The sequence below is a fragment of the Corynebacterium sp. KPL2830 genome (assembly GCF_040225635.1).
GTDB lineage: Bacteria > Actinomycetota > Actinomycetes > Mycobacteriales > Mycobacteriaceae > Corynebacterium.
Window position 1 is genome coordinate 17243 of sequence record NZ_JBEHFR010000018.1, and the last position, 16106, is coordinate 33348.

14 protein-coding genes are annotated in these 16106 nt (G+C 58.8%); 4 read left to right on the forward strand and 10 right to left on the reverse strand.

The features are described from left to right. Genes ABRP87_RS07535 through amaP form a run of 4 tightly spaced genes read left to right on the forward strand, consistent with a single transcriptional unit; the run spans window position 1 to window position 2452 of the window. Window positions 1–195: a hypothetical protein gene (locus tag ABRP87_RS07535; protein WP_023025176.1), complete on the forward strand. Its 195-nt coding sequence runs from the start codon at window positions 1–3 to the stop codon at window positions 193–195. Further along, window positions 195–1325, forward strand: a complete 1131-nt coding sequence (locus ABRP87_RS07540; RefSeq protein ID WP_349868234.1) for an Asp23/Gls24 family envelope stress response protein — start codon at window positions 195–197, stop codon at window positions 1323–1325. Before ABRP87_RS07535 ends, ABRP87_RS07540 begins: the two co-directional genes overlap by 1 nt. Then, window positions 1318–1884 carry a DUF6286 domain-containing protein gene (locus ABRP87_RS07545; protein WP_023025174.1) on the forward strand — a complete coding sequence of 189 codons (567 nt, stop codon included), beginning with the start codon at window positions 1318–1320 and terminating at the stop codon, window positions 1882–1884. Before ABRP87_RS07540 ends, ABRP87_RS07545 begins: the two co-directional genes overlap by 8 nt. Then, window positions 1877–2452 (forward strand): alkaline shock response membrane anchor protein AmaP, encoded by a 576-nt coding sequence (gene amaP, locus ABRP87_RS07550; protein ID WP_023025173.1) that lies wholly within the window; start codon window positions 1877–1879, stop codon window positions 2450–2452. The genes ABRP87_RS07545 and amaP overlap by 8 nt, the downstream gene beginning before the upstream one ends. On the opposite strand, the gene ABRP87_RS07555 is transcribed toward amaP, so the two are convergent. The 10 genes from ABRP87_RS07555 to ABRP87_RS07600 form a co-directional block, all read right to left on the reverse strand. Next, a complete protein-coding gene (locus tag ABRP87_RS07555; RefSeq protein ID WP_349868235.1) occupies window positions 2441–2785 on the reverse strand; it encodes a hypothetical protein in 345 nt (114 codons plus the stop codon). The two genes, amaP and ABRP87_RS07555, sit on opposite strands and share 12 nt — an antisense overlap. Before the next feature lie 386 nt (window positions 2786–3171). Then, window positions 3172–4362, reverse strand: a complete 1191-nt coding sequence (gene tuf / locus ABRP87_RS07560) for an elongation factor Tu (RefSeq protein WP_023025170.1) — start codon at window positions 4360–4362, stop codon at window positions 3172–3174. A 389-nt stretch (window positions 4363–4751) separates the two neighbouring features. Continuing rightward, entirely contained in the window at window positions 4752–6881 is a 2130-nt protein-coding gene (fusA, locus tag ABRP87_RS07565; RefSeq protein ID WP_349868236.1) for an elongation factor G, read from the reverse strand. A 319-nt stretch (window positions 6882–7200) separates the two neighbouring features. Beyond that, window positions 7201–7668 carry a 30S ribosomal protein S7 gene (rpsG, locus tag ABRP87_RS07570; protein ID WP_023025169.1) on the reverse strand — a complete coding sequence of 156 codons (468 nt, stop codon included), beginning with the start codon at window positions 7666–7668 and terminating at the stop codon, window positions 7201–7203. 6 nt (window positions 7669–7674) lie between these two features. Then, entirely contained in the window at window positions 7675–8046 is a 372-nt protein-coding gene (gene rpsL, locus ABRP87_RS07575) for a 30S ribosomal protein S12 (RefSeq protein ID WP_005276879.1), read from the reverse strand. Window positions 8047–8309: 263 nt separating this feature from the next. Beyond that, on the reverse strand, window positions 8310–8861 hold the full coding sequence (locus ABRP87_RS07580; RefSeq protein WP_349868237.1) for a nucleoside/nucleotide kinase family protein: 552 nt from the start codon (window positions 8859–8861) through the stop codon (window positions 8310–8312). Between the two features lie 26 nt (window positions 8862–8887). Then, on the reverse strand, window positions 8888–9658 hold the full coding sequence (locus ABRP87_RS07585) for an energy-coupling factor transporter transmembrane component T family protein (protein ID WP_023025167.1): 771 nt from the start codon (window positions 9656–9658) through the stop codon (window positions 8888–8890). Continuing rightward, complete coding sequence (locus tag ABRP87_RS07590; RefSeq protein WP_349868238.1) at window positions 9651–11078, reverse strand: ABC transporter ATP-binding protein; 1428 nt, start codon at window positions 11076–11078, stop codon at window positions 9651–9653. Before ABRP87_RS07590 ends, ABRP87_RS07585 begins: the two co-directional genes overlap by 8 nt. 13 nt (window positions 11079–11091) lie before the next feature. Beyond that, window positions 11092–11706, reverse strand: coding sequence for an ECF transporter S component (locus tag ABRP87_RS07595; protein ID WP_023025165.1), 615 nt, complete (start codon window positions 11704–11706; stop codon window positions 11092–11094). A 362-nt stretch (window positions 11707–12068) separates the two neighbouring features. After that, window positions 12069–16064 (reverse strand): DNA-directed RNA polymerase subunit beta', encoded by a 3996-nt coding sequence (locus tag ABRP87_RS07600; protein ID WP_349868239.1) that lies wholly within the window; start codon window positions 16062–16064, stop codon window positions 12069–12071. Between the last annotated feature and the right edge of the window lie 42 nt (window positions 16065–16106).

Here is a 16106-nt window from a genome sequence, read left to right on the forward strand (position 1 = left end):
ATGAAGAATTACACCACATTGGGCATTGTTATCGGCCTACTACTTGCCTTCTTTTTGTACTTAGGTTGGGGTTGGACGCTGCTCGCCGTGCTGCTTGCTGCCGTCGGTGGCCTCTTGGGCTCCCACTTTGATGGCCGCATCGACCTCAGCGCTGTGTGGAATGGCCTCATTGGCAAGGAGAAAGGCCAAGGCTAATGTCAGAAGGTTCCACTAAGGGCCACACGCGTTTCTCGCTGCGGACCATGGAACGAATCGTGACCGCCGCAATTGCTAGCGTGCCTGGCACAAAAGATTTAGATGCCAAGCTTGCTGGCATTGGCGGACGCGGTTATCCACGGGTTTCGGTACAGATGGATCCAGAGCGTGAAGTCGCTGCCGTGAGCGCGACCATCGCTGTGGTGTGGCCGTCTCCGGTTACCGCAGTCGCGGAAAGTACGCGTGCCGCCATTTCAGAGGCTATTGCTGCCCATACCGGCTATTCCACCACCCGCGTTAATGTCACCGTCGGTGAATCGGTTCCGGATACCCGGGTTACCGCAGAACAGCTTGCGCAGCGTCCTGCCGCTTCAGCTTTTACCCCGGAGGTCAGTCCTTCTACCGTGACCCAACCCGTTACTCAGGACTCGGTCGAAGTGCGAAGCATCGAGACTCCGGAAGAAGCCACGGTTCGCAACGTCGACACCCCGCAAGAGGCGGAAATCCGCGAAATTTCTTCTGGAAAGGAAGTTGCGGTTCGCGGAGTATCGACATCCTCTGGTGACACGCCAGTGCGCTCCGTCGATACGCCGCGAGAAGCATCGGTACGCAGCATTTCCGCTGCTCTTCCAGACCACCAGCTGCTAGAAATTAGCGCTCCAGAAGATCACGAACTGCGTCGCATCGTCGAACCACGCCCAGAGCAGGTACGCAGCGTTCGCGCTCCGCGCCCTGGCAGGTTGCTTCCGAGCGGACAGGTACGCCCCTTTGTCAAAAAGGCAAAGGTCTCTGTTCCCCGTCCGCAGCCTTTGCGCAAAATCGAGATCGACAATTCAGAACAGAAAAAGCGCGTTCGCATTGCCCGCCCGGCTCCCCTGCGCAAGGTGCAGCCACCGCGCCCGCAGCCGCTGCGCAAGATCGAGATCGACAATTCCCGAAGCGAGCAACGCGTGCGGACCGTTAGGCCCGCGTCCCTGCGCAAGGTTCAGACCCCGCGTCAGGAACCGCTAAAGCGCATTGAGGTATCGCCAGCTAGCCAGCGCCCGTTGCACGTCTATGCGCCACGGCCTGAGCCGCTGCGTGCCATTTCCATTACCCCGTACCACGAGCAAGGAGGCAATAATGGCTGAAATGAATTTGCCTGAGCATTTCGGGCAGCGGCCCAAGGCGTCTCCTGCAGTGCGCACGTGGACCGTAATTCTGGGTTTCGTTCTGCTTGCCATTGGCATTGTGGGTGTCCGCGAAACCTGGCTTGTCGGAGCAGATGCCAATGCCCAATCGTGGGTTCAGCCGGTCCTTGATCTTATTGCCACCGAGCAATTAGAGACGTGGATGATCTGGGCTGGCGTGGCTTCCATCGTGGTTGGTCTCATCTTTGTATTCGCTGCGGTAAAGACCCGTCGCAATACCCACACCCAGGTCGCTTCCGAGTCCGCTTCCATGTGGATGCGGCCAGTTGATGTCGCGCGATTGAGCTCTGCTGCAGCACGCCGTGTTCCGGGAGTTGCTTCCGCGCAGACTTCGGCGGATACCAAGAGCGCGAAGGTCACCGTTAATGGCGATGAGCAAGACGCCGATTTGCCTGGGCGCGTGGAAAAGGCTGTCACCCGCGCTTTAGAGGTCCTTGCAGACCCACCCAAGGTCACCGTAGCCGTAGAGAAGATTCCGGAGATGGATAATCATGTCTAAAAAGCTTGCTACCTTTGACCGAATCCTCCTCGGCTTGCTTGGAATTATCCTCATCGCGCTAGGTGTATGGCCGATCCTCATTAACTTCAATGTGGAATTTGCTGAGTACTTGGCCGAGTGGGTAGACCACGATACGTGGCGCACTTTGGGCGATAATAATTGGTGGGTGTGGGTCTTGGCTGGCGCCTCTGCCCTGCTGCTCATCATTGGCTTGTGGCTCATCGTCGTGAACCTTCGTCACCGCCGCTTTAATAATGTGGAATCCGCAGCCTCCAATGAACAAGGCGCAATCTCTGCATCCATGAACGCCATCGCCACCGCGGTGGCCAAGGATCTGGACTCGCTCGATGGAGTGGAACGCGTAGACCGCTTGGTTGCATACGACCGCGCCCGCCCAACGCTGCAGTACACGGTGGTTGCTAACCCAGATACCCCGCTGGAGAGACTGACTGATGCTGTGGAGACCAATGAACGCGACTTCCGGGAGGCTTTCCCAAACGCTGACTTGGATACCAGCTATAAGCTGCACTTCACCAAGGTTAAGCCGATGAAGGATTTAGCTGAATAAGGGGTTTGGGGTCTCAGCAACAAGGACCTCAACCACCTTGCCCAATCGCGCATAATCGCCGCCCTCGAGGAGTACTTCCAGCTCCTCGCCGGGGCGGCATTTTTCTATCCTTTTCCACGCATAATCGCGGTCCACCACCCGCCGATTCTCCTTATGAAAGAGATGCAATCCGTGGTCTAGAACTGCAATCGCGTCCTCGAAGCGGAGGACATAGACAAACTCACCCAACTCGTAGCGTTTAAGGCCGCTGAGTTCTGGTAGCCGGTCAGCCAAGCGCATGATGCTGGAGACGATTCCAAGACGGTGCTCAAAGCCCTCAGTATCCGTAACCACAAAGGGCGGGCCAGGCCCGCCTTGAACTAGTTCTACAAGCTGTAAAGCCTGGCTACCGCGGCGATCAACTCGTTTAGCTTTATGTATGACTGGCACTCCGTGAGCATGGCAAAAATTCAAAGCATGCACGTAATGACAGCCAAGCTCACCAGCAGCCGAGCGAATGCTACGCCCACTGCCAACCATGGACACCAAGCCACGACGATCCGGCTCAGACAACGAATGAAACGGGCCAACAACTCCAGGCACAACAACACCCTCCTAAGGGAAAGTGTTGCAACGACCCTCTGAACTCAAGACGCGTCTAGGGATTAAAAAAAGTCCGCCGCACCGGCATGCGGTGCAGCGGACTTTAGAAGCTCTACTGAGCGGTTACGGGGTCTCGATTAGTCGAGAACCTTGGTAACGCGGCCAGCGCCGACGGTGCGGGATCCTTCTCGGATAGCGAAGCGCAGGCCCTCGTCCATAGCAACAGGCTGGATGAGCTCAACGGACATCTCAACGTTGTCGCCAGGCATAACCATCTCGGTGCCCTCAGGCAGGTTCACAACACCGGTAACGTCGGTGGTGCGGAAGTAGAACTGAGGACGGTAGTTGTTCATGAACGGGGTGTGGCGGCCGCCCTCGTCCTTCTTCAGGACGTAGACGGAACCCTCGAACTTGGTGTGAGGAGTGTAAGCGCCCGGCTTGATAACAACCTGGCCACGCTCAACGTCCTCGCGCTTGGTACCACGCAGAAGCAGACCACAGTTGTCGCCAGCCTCGGTGTAGTCCATCATCTTGCGGAACATCTCGATACCGGTAACGGTGGTGTTCTGGGACTTCTCCTGGATACCGATGATCTCAACGTCCTCGTTGACGTTCAGACGACCGCGCTCAACACGGCCGGTAACAACGGTACCGCGGCCGGTAATGGTGAAGATGTCCTCGATAGGCATCAGGAACGGCTGGTCGGTAGCGCGCTCCGGGTCAGGGATGGAGTTGTCGCAGGCCTCCATCAGGTCAACGATGGACTGTACCCACTTCTCGTCACCCTCGAGTGCCTTCAGAGCGGAGATGTGAACGATAGGAGCTTCCTCATCGTAGTCCTGCTCTGCGAGCAGCTCGGAGATTTCCATCTCCACGAGCTCGATGATTTCCTCATCGTCAACCATGTCGCACTTGTTCAGTGCAACGAGGATGTAAGGAACGCCAACCTGGCGAGCAAGCAGAACGTGCTCGCGGGTCTGCGGCATCGGGCCATCGGTTGCAGCAACAACCAAGATAGCGCCGTCCATCTGAGCTGCGCCGGTAATCATGTTCTTGATGTAGTCGGCGTGGCCCGGGGCGTCAACGTGTGCGTAGTGACGCTTCGGGGTGGAGTACTCCACGTGGGAGATGTTAATGGTAATACCGCGCTCCTTCTCCTCAGGAGCCTTGTCGATCATGTCGAACGCGAATGCCTGGTTCTCCTCAGGGTACTGGTCAGCCAGAACCTTGGTGATCGCTGCGGTGGTGGTGGTCTTGCCGTGGTCGACGTGTCCGATGGTGCCGATGTTCACATGCGGCTTCGTACGCTCGAACTTCTCCTTTGCCACTGTATGTCCTCCTGGACTATATGGTGGCTACGACCTTCGCAGCCACGTGGTTGACAGTTGTCATTGGCACCTGACCCATTGTCTGGGGCAAAGCGCTAATGACGCTTTCTTTACGTGCCAGTTACACGATCCTAGATTTATCCCGCGGTTTTTTCAAACCGCCATTATAGGAGGTAACCCCGCGTATTTTCGCGGCCATTTCCCTCAACAAGAGTCTCAAATAAAGGATCCTGGGAGGGTAACGGCCGGCTCAATTCACAACCAATGGTTTTAGCTGCAAACTCAGCCCGCCGCTACCCGGCCCAGTTGCCGCATTTAGCGGTGAGGCTGGCATCTACTGGCAGAGACTACCAGCCCTTAGCCTCCGCTTAATGGGCGGGGCGTCGTTATTAGTTAGCGCCGCCGGTGCGCTCTTCGATGATCTCCTGTGCCACGGAGGAAGGAACCTCAGCGTAGGAGTCGAAGACCATGGTGAAGTTAGCGCGGCCTGCGGTGGAAGAACGCAGGTCACCGATGTAGCCGAACATTTCAGACAGCGGCACCTTAGCCTTGACAACCTTGGCGCCGGAACGGTCTTCCATGGCGAAGACCTGGCCACGACGGGAGGAGATATCACCGTTAACGGTGCCCATGTACTCCTCAGGGGTAACAACCTCAACGGCCATCATTGGCTCCAGCAGAACCGGCTTTGCCTTGGCCATAGCTTCCTTGAATACCTGGGAGCCGGCCAGCTTGAAAGCCATCTCGGAGGAGTCAACGTCGTGGTAAGCGCCGTCTTCCAGCGTTGCCTTGATGTTGACCATCGGGAAGCCAGCCAGGTAGCCGTACTGCATTGCATCCTGGATACCAGCATCGACGGAAGGGATGTATTCCTTCGGCACGCGGCCACCGGTCACGGCGTTCTCGAAGGCGTAGGTTGCAGACTCGCCCTCTTCCAAGGTCTCTGGGTCCGGGTTGTACGGCTCGATGGTGCAGATAACCTTTGCGAACTGGCCGGAACCACCGGTCTGCTTCTTGTGGGTGTAGTCGATGGACTCCACCTTGCGGCGAATGGTCTCGCGGTAAGCAACCTGTGGGTTACCGATGTTCGCCTCGACCTTGAACTCGCGCTTCATGCGGTCAACAAGAACGTCGAGGTGGAGCTCGCCCATACCGCCGATAACGGTTTGGCCGGTCTCATCGTCCAACTCAACGGTGAAGGTTGGGTCCTCGGCAGCGAGCTTCTGGATGGCGTTACCCAGCTTCTCCTGGTCGGCCTTGGTCTTCGGCTCGATGGAGACCTTGATAACCGGGTCCGGGAAGTCCATGGACTCAAGAATGATCTGGTCATTCTTGTCACACAGGGTGTCACCGGTGGTGGTTTCCTTCAGACCAACAACGGCGTAGATGTTGCCGGCGTCAGCCTGCTCCACCGGATTCTCCTTGTTGGCGTGCATCTGGAAGAGCTTACCGATGCGCTCCTTCTTGCCCTTGGTGGAGTTCATGACCTCGGTACCAGGGGTGACCTGGCCGGAGTAAACGCGCACGAAGTTGAGCTGACCGAAGAATGGGTGAGCTGCAATCTTGAAGGACAGTGCGGAGAAGGAAGACTCAACGGAAGGCTTACGGGTAAGCTGCTGGTCCTCATCGCCCACAGCGTGGCCGATAACCTCGCCCACGTCCAGCGGGTTAGGCAGGAAGTCCACAACAGCATCCAGCAGCGGCTGGACACCCTTGTTGCGGTAAGCGGTACCACAGTAGACCGGGTAAATCTCAGAGTTGATGGTCAGCTTGCGGATACCGGCCTTCAGCTCGTCGATGGAAAGCTCTTCGCCGCCGAAGTACTTCTCCATGAGTTCTTCGTCAGACTCTGCAACGGCCTCAACCAGCTGCTCGCGGTACTGCTCAGCCTTTTCCTTGAGGTCCTCAGGGATCTCCTCGTAGGTTGGTTCAGCACCGGTCTCGACCTTGCCGCGCCAAGTGATGGCCTGCATGTTCAGCAGGTCAACAACGCCGTCGAAGTCATCTTCAGCGCCGATAGGCAGCTGCATGACGAGCGGCTTAGCGCCCAAGCGCTCAACGATGGTGTCAACGGTGAAGTAGAAGTCCGCACCCAGTTTGTCCATCTTGTTGACGAAGCAGATACGCGGAACGTCATACTTGGCAGCCTGGCGCCACACCTGCTCGGACTGCGGCTCCACACCTTCCTTACCGTCGAAGACGGCGACGGCGCCATCGAGGACACGCAGGGAGCGCTCAACCTCAACGGTGAAGTCAACGTGACCCGGGGTGTCAATGATGTTGATCTGGTTGTTGTTCCAGAAACAGGTCACGGCAGCCGAGGTAATGGTGATGCCGCGTTCCTTTTCCTGTGCCATCCAGTCAGTGGTGGATGCACCGTCGTGCGTCTCGCCCACCTTACGGTTGATACCGGTGTAGAAGAGAATACGCTCGGTGGTGGTCGTCTTACCAGCATCGATGTGGGCCATGATGCCAATGTTGCGGACCTTGTTCAGATCCTTGAGCACTTCTTGTGCCACGTTTATACCCCAACTTAATAGTCGTCGACGCCGTGACCAGAAACCTGGCTAAGACGCCTGCATGGATAAGTTCTTGAAAAGTTTGCCATTGTGTGGCCGTGCTAGGTGCCCAGCGGCTCCTAGACTTCCATCGCTTCAGTGTACTGGACACAAAGCGAATGCGCTGGACTGGGCCAGCTGTGCTGGACTAAATCACACCACGCGCCACCAAAATGGCCTAAGCAAGAGATATGAAGTTTTAATTCGCCGCCGGGAAACCCGGAAATCAGCGCGAAACTCGTTTCTCGTTGCTTAGGCCATTGATGAAGGTGCTTAAAAATTACCAGCGGTAGTGAGCGAAGGCGCGGTTAGCCTCAGCCATCTTGTGGGTATCCTCACGGCGCTTCACGGAAGCACCGAGGCCGTTGGAGGCATCCAGGATCTCGTTGGAGAGACGCTCGATCATGGAGTTCTCGCGACGCTGGCGGGTGAAGGTCACCATCCAGCGCAGTGCCAGGGTGTTGGCACGGTCTGGGCGGACCTCAACAGGAACCTGGTAGGTAGCGCCACCCACACGGCGGGAGCGAACCTCGAGGTCCGGGCGGATGTTGCCCAGGGCCTTTTCCAGGGTGCCAACCGGGTCGGTGCCGGTCTTCTCACGGCAAGCCTCAAGCGCGCCGTAGACGATGCGCTCTGCGGTGGACTTCTTGCCATCCTGGAGGATCTTGTTGACGAGCATGGTTACCTGCTCGGAGTTGTATACCGGGTCCTTTACTACAGGACGCTTCGGAGCAGCATTCTTACGCATTGTTTATTACTGTCCCTTCTTTGCGCCGTAACGGGAACGAGCCTGCTTACGGTCCTTGACGCCCTGGGCATCCAGGGAGCCGCGGATGATCTTGTAACGAACACCTGGAAGGTCCTTCACACGGCCGCCGCGAACGAGGACCATGGAGTGCTCCTGCAGGTTGTGGCCCTCACCTGGGATGTAGGCCGAAACCTCGATACCGCTGGTAAGGCGCACACGGGCAACCTTACGAAGAGCGGAGTTCGGCTTCTTCGGGGTGGTGGTGTACACGCGGGTGCACACGCCACGACGCTGCGGGGAACCCTTCAGCGCAGCGGTAGAGACCTCTTTGCGCTTGGTCTGGCGGCCCTTGCGGACCAGCTGTTGAATAGTTGGCATTAAACAGTCTTTCTGTCGAATTGCACCACTTCTTAAGAAGGGAACCAAACATGCAAAAATAGGCGCTCTTTCCCGGGGCGCTGCCGCATGTCCAGAACTCTTCCCAAGGCGGGTGCCTTGTTAAGGATCAGACTTTTCACCATGTTCTTTGCGCGCCATATTCACACAGGGTGCGCGGTACATAGTGAACTAGAGATAAGACTAGCAAAGCCAGCGCTACGAACACAAAACAGCTAGGCCATCCTGCCGGCTGCGCGGAAGGGTTACTCCCACTCCCACGTCAGGTCTGGCTCTGCAGCCTTGTCGGAAAAGTAGGATTTCTCCTGCTCTTCCCAGGTGGTAAACCACTTCTCATAGGCCGGCTCGCGCGCAATCGCGCGCTCATAGCGCTGCTCGCGGGGGCCATCGATGCGCACGGTCACCACCGCGCCGCGCTTTTTCGCGGCCGCAATGTTGTCAGCGGTGACGGAGCCAACGCCCTCGACGATGAGATCATCGCGCACATCGAGGCTGGCCCAGTCACCGGGGCAGTTGGCTTCCCAATCCCAGCGCCAATAGCCGGGATTCATGGTGCGCAAGACCTGCTCGCCCACCATCTCAGAGCCCTTTTCCAGGCCATGCCAGCCGGGATAGAATTCATCAAGGTGAACCACCCGCCAATTGGTGCGATCTGCCAAGGCGGCGGAGGTCCAGGTTTTGCCGGAGCCCGAGGGACCATCGATAAGCACCGTGACGGGTTTAAACGCACGCTTTCGCGAGGCTGCTAGCTTAACGATGTCCTCCAAGAGGCGCTCTTGTTCGGCATCAATGTCCATAGTGCTTGAATCACTGCTTTCGCGGATTAAAGGCCAAAGAATCTCCAGGCCCCAGTAAGTACCGAAGTTACCACCGGTACACAAGCAAGGGCGAGGCCGCAGGCCATCACCCACCCATCGTGGGCGTGCAGCCTGGATTCTCGGGCCCAGGTCCGCTCCCCTCCTCCGGGTGGGGTGCGCCCGAAACCGCGTGCTTCCATCGCGGTCGCAAGCTTGCCGCCGCGGCGCAGGGCAATGACCAACAGACCAAAGGACATCGTAAGCAAGTGCTTGAAGCGCCCTTCATCCGTGAGCCCGCGGGCCCTGCGCGCCATGCCGAGCGATTGCCAATCGGATTTCAGGAGCGTCATCATCCGCACGCCGGCCACGGCGCCGATAACGAAGCGGGAGGGAAGGCGGAGGATCTGCGAGAGGGCATCGCCAAGCTCGGTGGGATCGATATCGCGTGCGAGCACCACCGTTGGTAGTGCGACCGCAAGCACACGCAGCGTGATCGCAATGGCCAAGGTGAGCGAATTTTCCGTCACCGTAATCAGCCACCAGCTGAAGTACTCCTCTCCCCCGGGCGCGCCATAGAGCAGCATGGAAATCCCCGATAGCGGGGCGATAAGGAATAAGAACCAACCGGCCTTCCACAAGCGCACCCAGGAGACGCCACATAACGGCGCCAAGATGAGTGTCAGGCTTAGCGATATCGCCGCCGAAACCCAGTCGATGGAGGCAAGCAGCGGCGTAACCCAGACGAACATCAAGAAGATACGGGTTAGCGGGTTGACGTTGCGCAAGAGATTAGGCACCGCGCACCTCCACCTGGTAATCGCCCAAGGACGCCATGAACAGCGGGTCATGGGTAATGGACGCAATCGTCGTGCCTTCATCGGCCAATTGGCGCAACAAGCCCACCAATTCCACGAAGGTGCCGGGATCCTGGCCAAAGGTCGGCTCGTCCAATAGCAGCACCTCCGGCGCGGTCACCAGAGCCGTTGCTACCGAAAGCCGGCGCTTTTCGCCGCCGGATAGCGTAAACGGATTGGCCTTGAGCAGGTGCCCCAGGCGAAGCGATTCCACCAGTTGTGCGATGCGCTTTTCTGGGGGATCGACGCGCATGACCTTGGGCGCGACCCGCAATTCCTCTTCCACGCTGCGGGCGACAAATTGGTGTTCCGGATTTTGGAAGACGAAACCAATCCGGTCAGCCAATTCGCGAGATTTCCACCGGGAAGGCGGGCCCTTGACGCCGCGGCGGATGAAGTCAGCGACCCCGATTTCCCCGGATTCGGCCGTCAGTAGCCCCGCCATAGTCATCAGCCACGTCGATTTTCCCACGCCATTGCGCCCGGTAATGACGGTCGAAGCCCCCGCCGGCAGGGAGATGGATCGCGGCGGACCATAGCGGGTTACCAAATCCTTGCTCCACAGCGCCGCAGTGGATCCTGCGAGCGCATCGCTTTCTAGCGACCTTGCCTGCGGAAGACCGGTGACTTGGCGCTTGCGGGCAGCGTCAGCAAAGGGACCATCGGAAATAATGCGCCCATCCTGCAGCTCTACCGCGCGATCCAGCACGCTTTCCCACGCCGCATACTGATGCTCGACCACCACCAAGGTGGCACCGGTGTGCTCTACCAGCTTGCCGACGGCCCGCACCACGTCCTGCGCCCCTTCCGGATCCAGGTTGGCGGTGGGCTCGTCCAATAGGACCACGCCCGCGCCCATGGCGATGACCCCGGCAAGCGCCAGGCGTTGCTTCTGCCCGCCGGAGAGGTGCTCGGTAGGAAAATCCAGGTCCACGTAGGGGCCAACCAGCTCCTGAGCCTGTTGCACCCTACGCCAGATCTCCTCGCGCGGATATGCCAGGTTCTCGCAGCCAAAGGCGATATCGTCGCCCACGCGCGCGGAGATGACCTGCGAATCCGGATCCTGCAGAACCAACCCCACCGGAATGGTCCGACCCGGCTCTTCGACCGTGCCCGCAGAATCCTCCAAGGTAATCTCGCCGGTGCGCGTGCCTTCCTCATCGGAACCCAAGACACCTGCCATCGCCGCCAATAGCGTCGACTTTCCGGAACCGGAATCCCCGCACAGCAAGACTTTCTCACCGGGTTCGATGACGAGGTCTATGTCCTGCAGCGCCGGTTGGGAGCGCCCAGCGTGGGTCCAGCCGTAGCCGCGGGCCGCAATTTTTGTGGCGTTTCCTGCTAAGCGTGAAAAATCAGTCACAGCGGTCTAAGCCCTAAGCGCGCTGTTCGCGGCCTACTGCAAAGCGGTCAAGGGCACCGGTCTTTGCCAATGCCTTCACCACATAAAAGCCCAGGGCTCCGGCCAAGATAGCACCGGAAATGGTCAACGTGACCAAGTAGATCATATTGAACTCGAAGGACTTCGCGAGGTTACCGGAGGTAAACAGCTCTAGGACAAAGGCGCCCCAGCCTGCTGCCATACCGGCCAGGATGGTCACCCCAAGGTTGAACTGGCGGTACATGAAGATGGCGAGAATGATCTCCACACCAATCCCCTGCGCCAGGCCCGAGTACAGGGTGCTAATGCCCCACTGTGAACCCAAGACGGCCGATACCGTCGCGGCAAGGACCTCCACGTACACCGCCGCACCCGGCTTACGGATAACCAAGCCACCCAGGATGCCGCCCAGCAGCCAGATGCCGGTGGCCAAGCCACCAAGACCCGGCGTAAGAGCATCCATGGCCTCGTACCAGGCATAGCCCACGGCATTCCAGCCCAAGAACACGAAACCACAGGCAACACCCAAGACTGATGCCACCACGATGTCCACCACGCGCCAGTCCAAGCTGCGCTTTGGTGCTGCGGCCCCAGTAGTATTAGCAGTCATTATTTTCTCCCTCTCGCCGGAATTACCCGGATCAGGTTCAACGGTTCACCGCGTCATATCGCAGTATCTCAGCCTTCATTTCTGTGCCGGTGCGGCCTGTGCGCCCCACGGGCCCACAGATTCTGAAAGCTCCCGTGTAATGGTTTAAATCAAATAGCCCAAGGCCCACATTTTACTTATCTGGGCACAGGCTTTACTCATACTAGCAGGCACGCATACGGGTCCCCACAACCAATTCGGCGGCCGAATTGGCGTGCTCAACCGCGCCAACAGACTCCAACGGCAAGAGCCCCCGTTACCGTTTAACACGGAAGCGGGGGCTCTGACTGGACGCGGTGCCGAGGGGCACGAGCGCCTAGGACTTAGAAGGTGAAGTCCTCATCCAGCGGGACGGAGGCGCCGGTGAATTCACCGAAGCCATCGTCACCGTAGATGGAATCGCCGTAAGTCGGAATCGAGTATGCGGCGTTGCGCGCAGCCTCGGTCGGCTTGACGGAGATATTGCGGTAACGGGAGATACCGGTACCGGCCGGGATCAGCTTACCGATGATGACGTTCTCCTTGAGGCCGATGAGCTTATCGGAGCGCTTGTTAATAGCGGCATCGGTAAGCACACGCGTGGTCTCCTGGAACGAAGCGGCGGATAGCCAGGACTCGGTAGCCAAGGACGCCTTGGTAATACCCATGATCTCCGAGCGCAGCTGAGCCGGCTCGCCGCCTTCTGCGACCTGAGCAGCGTTCATCTGCTTGGCCTCAGAAAGGTCGATCAGGTTACCCGGCAGCAGCTCCGTGGTACCGGCGTCGATGACGGTACCGCGGCGCAGCATCTGGCGGATGATGATCTCGATGTGCTTGTCGTGGATGGCCACACCCTGGGTGCGGTACACGGCCTGCACCTCGTTGATGAGGTGCTGCTCCACGCCGCGACGGCCCAGAACCTCGAGCACGTCGTGCGGGTCAGCCGCACCACGCATCAAGCGGTCACCGGTCTCAACGTGGTCGCCGTCCTTCAAGGAACGCTCGATCATCGCATCCGGGTTGGACTCCATCGGGCGACGCACCTGGGCCAGACCCTGGCGCTTGGACAGCTTCTCGTAGACCACGTCATCGGAACCGTCATCCGGGGTGATGGTCATGGTCCAGAAGTTGCCTTCATCGGACAGGGACACGGTGCCGTCCACGGAGGCAATCGGTGCGCGGTTCTTCGGGTTACGGGCCTCGAAGAGCTCCTGAACACGCGGCAGACCACCGGTAATGTCGCCACCGACACCACCCTGGTGGAAGGTACGCATGGTCAGCTGGGTACCAGGCTCACCAATGGACTGTGCAGCCACGATGCCGACGGCCTCGCCGATGTCGACCAACTGGCCGGAAGCCATGGACTTGCCGTAGCACTTAGCACAGACACCAGCCGGGGTCTGGCAGGTCAGCACGGAGCGGACCTTGACGTCGGTGACCTCGGCATCGAGAAGCTTCTGCGTGAGCTCCTCGGTCAAGTCAGCACCAGCCTCTGCGACGACCTCGCCGTTCTCGTCCTTGACGTCGGTGGCAAGTACGCGACCGGAAGCGGAGGTCTCCCACAGCTCGGAGAGGACGACCTTATCGCCGGATACCTCGCCGATAGGAACACGCACGCCCTGGCGGGTACCACAATCCTCTTCGCGGACGATGACGTCCTGAGCGACGTCCACCAGACGACGGGTGAGGTAACCAGAGTCAGCGGTACGCAGCGCGGTATCGGCCAGACCCTTACGGGAACCGTGGGAGTTGTTGAAGTACTCCAGCACGGACAGGCCTTCGCGGAAGGAGGTCTTAATCGGGCGGGTGATGTAATCACCGTGCGAGTTCACAACCATGCCCTTCATACCGGCCAGCGTCCAGATCTGACGCATGTTACCGGCAGCACCCGACTTCACAATCATTGGAATCGGGTTGTAATCCGGGTAGATGTTCTCGACGGCCTCACCAACGGTGTCGGTAGCATCCTTCCACAGTTCAACCAGGCGGTCATAACGCTCGCGCTCCGTCAGAGCACCTTGCTCCCAGTACTTACGCTCGATGCGCTCTGCTTCCTTCTCATAAGACTCGAGGATCTCGGTCTTATTCGGCAGCACCAGTACGTCAGACATCGTAATGGTCACACCGGAACGGGTTGCCCAGTAGAAGCCAGCGTCCTTCATGTTGTCCAGTACCTGGGCCACGGTGATCATTGGGTACTTGGTGGCCAAGTCATTGACCACGTCACCAATGAGCACCTTGCCATCGGTGCCGCCGCCCTTGCGGACCATGATGCCCTCAAGGTACGGGTAGTTCCACGGCAGCAGCTCGTTGAACATGATGCGGCCGATGGTGGTGTAGCCCAACCATGCCTGGCCCTTGGACCAGCCATCAGGGAAGAGCTCTGCCTCGATGTCCTCTGGCGGGCGCAGGTGATCGATGCGAACCTTGATCGGTGCCTGCAGACCAACGGTGCCACGGTCATAAGCCATCAGGGCCTCAGCGTAAGAGGAGTACACACCGGTTGCCGGGTAGTCCTCGCCAGCCTCGCGGTAGCGACCATTGCCGCCGATCTCGTCCTCTGCCTTGTCCATGGTGAGGTAGTACAAGCCGGTCACCATATCCAGACGCGGCATAGCCAGTGGCTTACCGGATGCCGGAGACAGAATGTTGTTGGAAGCCAGCATCAGCACGCGAGCTTCCGCCTGTGCTTCTGCAGACAGCGGCAGGTGAACTGCCATCTGGTCACCGTCGAAGTCGGCGTTGAAGGCCTCACAGGCCAGCGGGTGCAGCTGAATAGCCTTACCCTCAACCAGCTTCGGCTCGAAGGCCTGAATGCCCAGGCGGTGCAGCGTAGGCGCACGGTTGAGCATCACAGGGTGCTCAGAAATGGCCTGCTCCAGCACGTCCCACACCTCTGGGCGCTGGCGCTCCACCATGCGCTTTGCAGACTTGATGTTCTGGGCGTAGTCGTTTTCGACCAAGCGCTTCATAACGAAGGGCTTGAACAGCTCGAGTGCCATCAGCTTCGGCAGACCACACTCGTGCAGCTTGAGCTGCGGACCGACGATAATAACGGAACGACCGGAGTAGTCCACGCGCTTACCCAGCAGGTTCTGGCGGAAACGACCCTGCTTACCCTTCAGCAAGTCAGACAAGGACTTCAACGGGCGGTTACCCGGGCCGGTAACCGGACGGCCACGGCGGCCGTTATCGAAGAGCGCGTCCACAGACTCCTGCAGCATGCGCTTCTCGTTATTCACGATGATCTCTGGTGCACCCAGGTCGATCATGCGCTTTAGGCGGTTATTGCGGTTGATAACGCGGCGGTACAGGTCATTCAGGTCCGAGGTGGCGAAGCGGCCACCGTCCAGCTGCACCATCGGGCGCAGCTCAGGCGGGATAACCGGAATAGCGTCCAGCACCATGCCTGCCGGGTCATTGCCAGAGTTCAGGAATGCGGCAACAACCTTGAGGCGCTTAAGCGCGCGCATCTTCTTCTGGCCCTTGCCGTTGTTGATGATCTCACGCAGCTCCTCGGCCTCTGCCTCGAGGTCGAAGTTACGGACCAAGGTCTGGATGGCTTCTGCACCCATGCCGCCAGTGAAGTAATCCTCGTAGCGGTCAACCAGCTCTTCGTAGATGGTCTCATCGATGACCATCTGCTTCGGAGCAAGCTTCAGGAAGGTGTTCCAGATTTCATCCAGGCGTGCGACCTCGCGCTCGCCGCGCTCACGGATGTGCTGCATTTCCTTATCGGCAGCGTTCTGTACCTTCTTGCGGGCATCGGCACGCGCACCGGCTGCCTCCAGCTCTGCCAAGTCGGACTCGAGCTTGGAAGCGCGCTCTGCGATCTCGGACTCGGTATCGTCCTCAACGTCCTTCTTTTCCAGCAGCATTTCTGCTTCCAGAGTGGACTGATCGTTGTGGCGAGCCTCTTCATCAACGGAGGTGATGATGTTGGCGGCGAAGTAGATGATGCGCTCAAGGTCCTTCGGAGCCAGGTCCAGCAGGTAGCCCAGACGGGAAGGAACGCCCTTGAAGTACCAGATGTGGGTTACCGGAGCGGCCAGCTCAATGTGGCCCATGCGCTCACGGCGCACCTTGGACTTGGTGACCTCTACGCCGCAACGCTCACAGATGATGCCCTTGTAACGGACGCGCTTGTACTTACCACAAGCACACTCCCAGTCACGGGTAGGTCCGAAAATGCGCTCGCAGAACAAGCCGTCCTTTTCCGGCTTCAGCGTGCGGTAGTTAATGGTCTCGGGCTTTTTAACCTCGCCCTTAGACCAGCGACGGATATCGTCAGCAGTGGCCAGACCGATGCGGAGCTCGTCGAAGAGATTTACGTCAAACACGTAATGTCTCCCTTTCATCCTCGTCATGTGAGGAATTGATGG

What these genes read in the sequence shown, in the direction of transcription:
- rpsG (WP_023025169.1), bottom strand. Translation starts at nt 7,668, where the DNA reads ATGCGTAAGAATGCTGCTCCGAAGCGTCCTGTAGTAAAGGACCCGGTA.
- ABRP87_RS07595 (WP_023025165.1), bottom strand. Translation starts at nt 11,706, where the DNA reads ATGACTGCTAATACTACTGGGGCCGCAGCACCAAAGCGCAGCTTGGAC.
- amaP (WP_023025173.1), top strand. Translation starts at nt 1,877, where the DNA reads ATGTCTAAAAAGCTTGCTACCTTTGACCGAATCCTCCTCGGCTTGCTT.
- ABRP87_RS07580 (WP_349868237.1), bottom strand. Translation starts at nt 8,861, where the DNA reads ATGGACATTGATGCCGAACAAGAGCGCCTCTTGGAGGACATCGTTAAG.
- ABRP87_RS07545 (WP_023025174.1), top strand. Translation starts at nt 1,318, where the DNA reads ATGGCTGAAATGAATTTGCCTGAGCATTTCGGGCAGCGGCCCAAGGCG.
- ABRP87_RS07535 (WP_023025176.1), top strand. Translation starts at nt 1, where the DNA reads ATGAAGAATTACACCACATTGGGCATTGTTATCGGCCTACTACTTGCC.
- ABRP87_RS07540 (WP_349868234.1), top strand. Translation starts at nt 195, where the DNA reads ATGTCAGAAGGTTCCACTAAGGGCCACACGCGTTTCTCGCTGCGGACC.
- rpsL (WP_005276879.1), bottom strand. Translation starts at nt 8,046, where the DNA reads ATGCCAACTATTCAACAGCTGGTCCGCAAGGGCCGCCAGACCAAGCGC.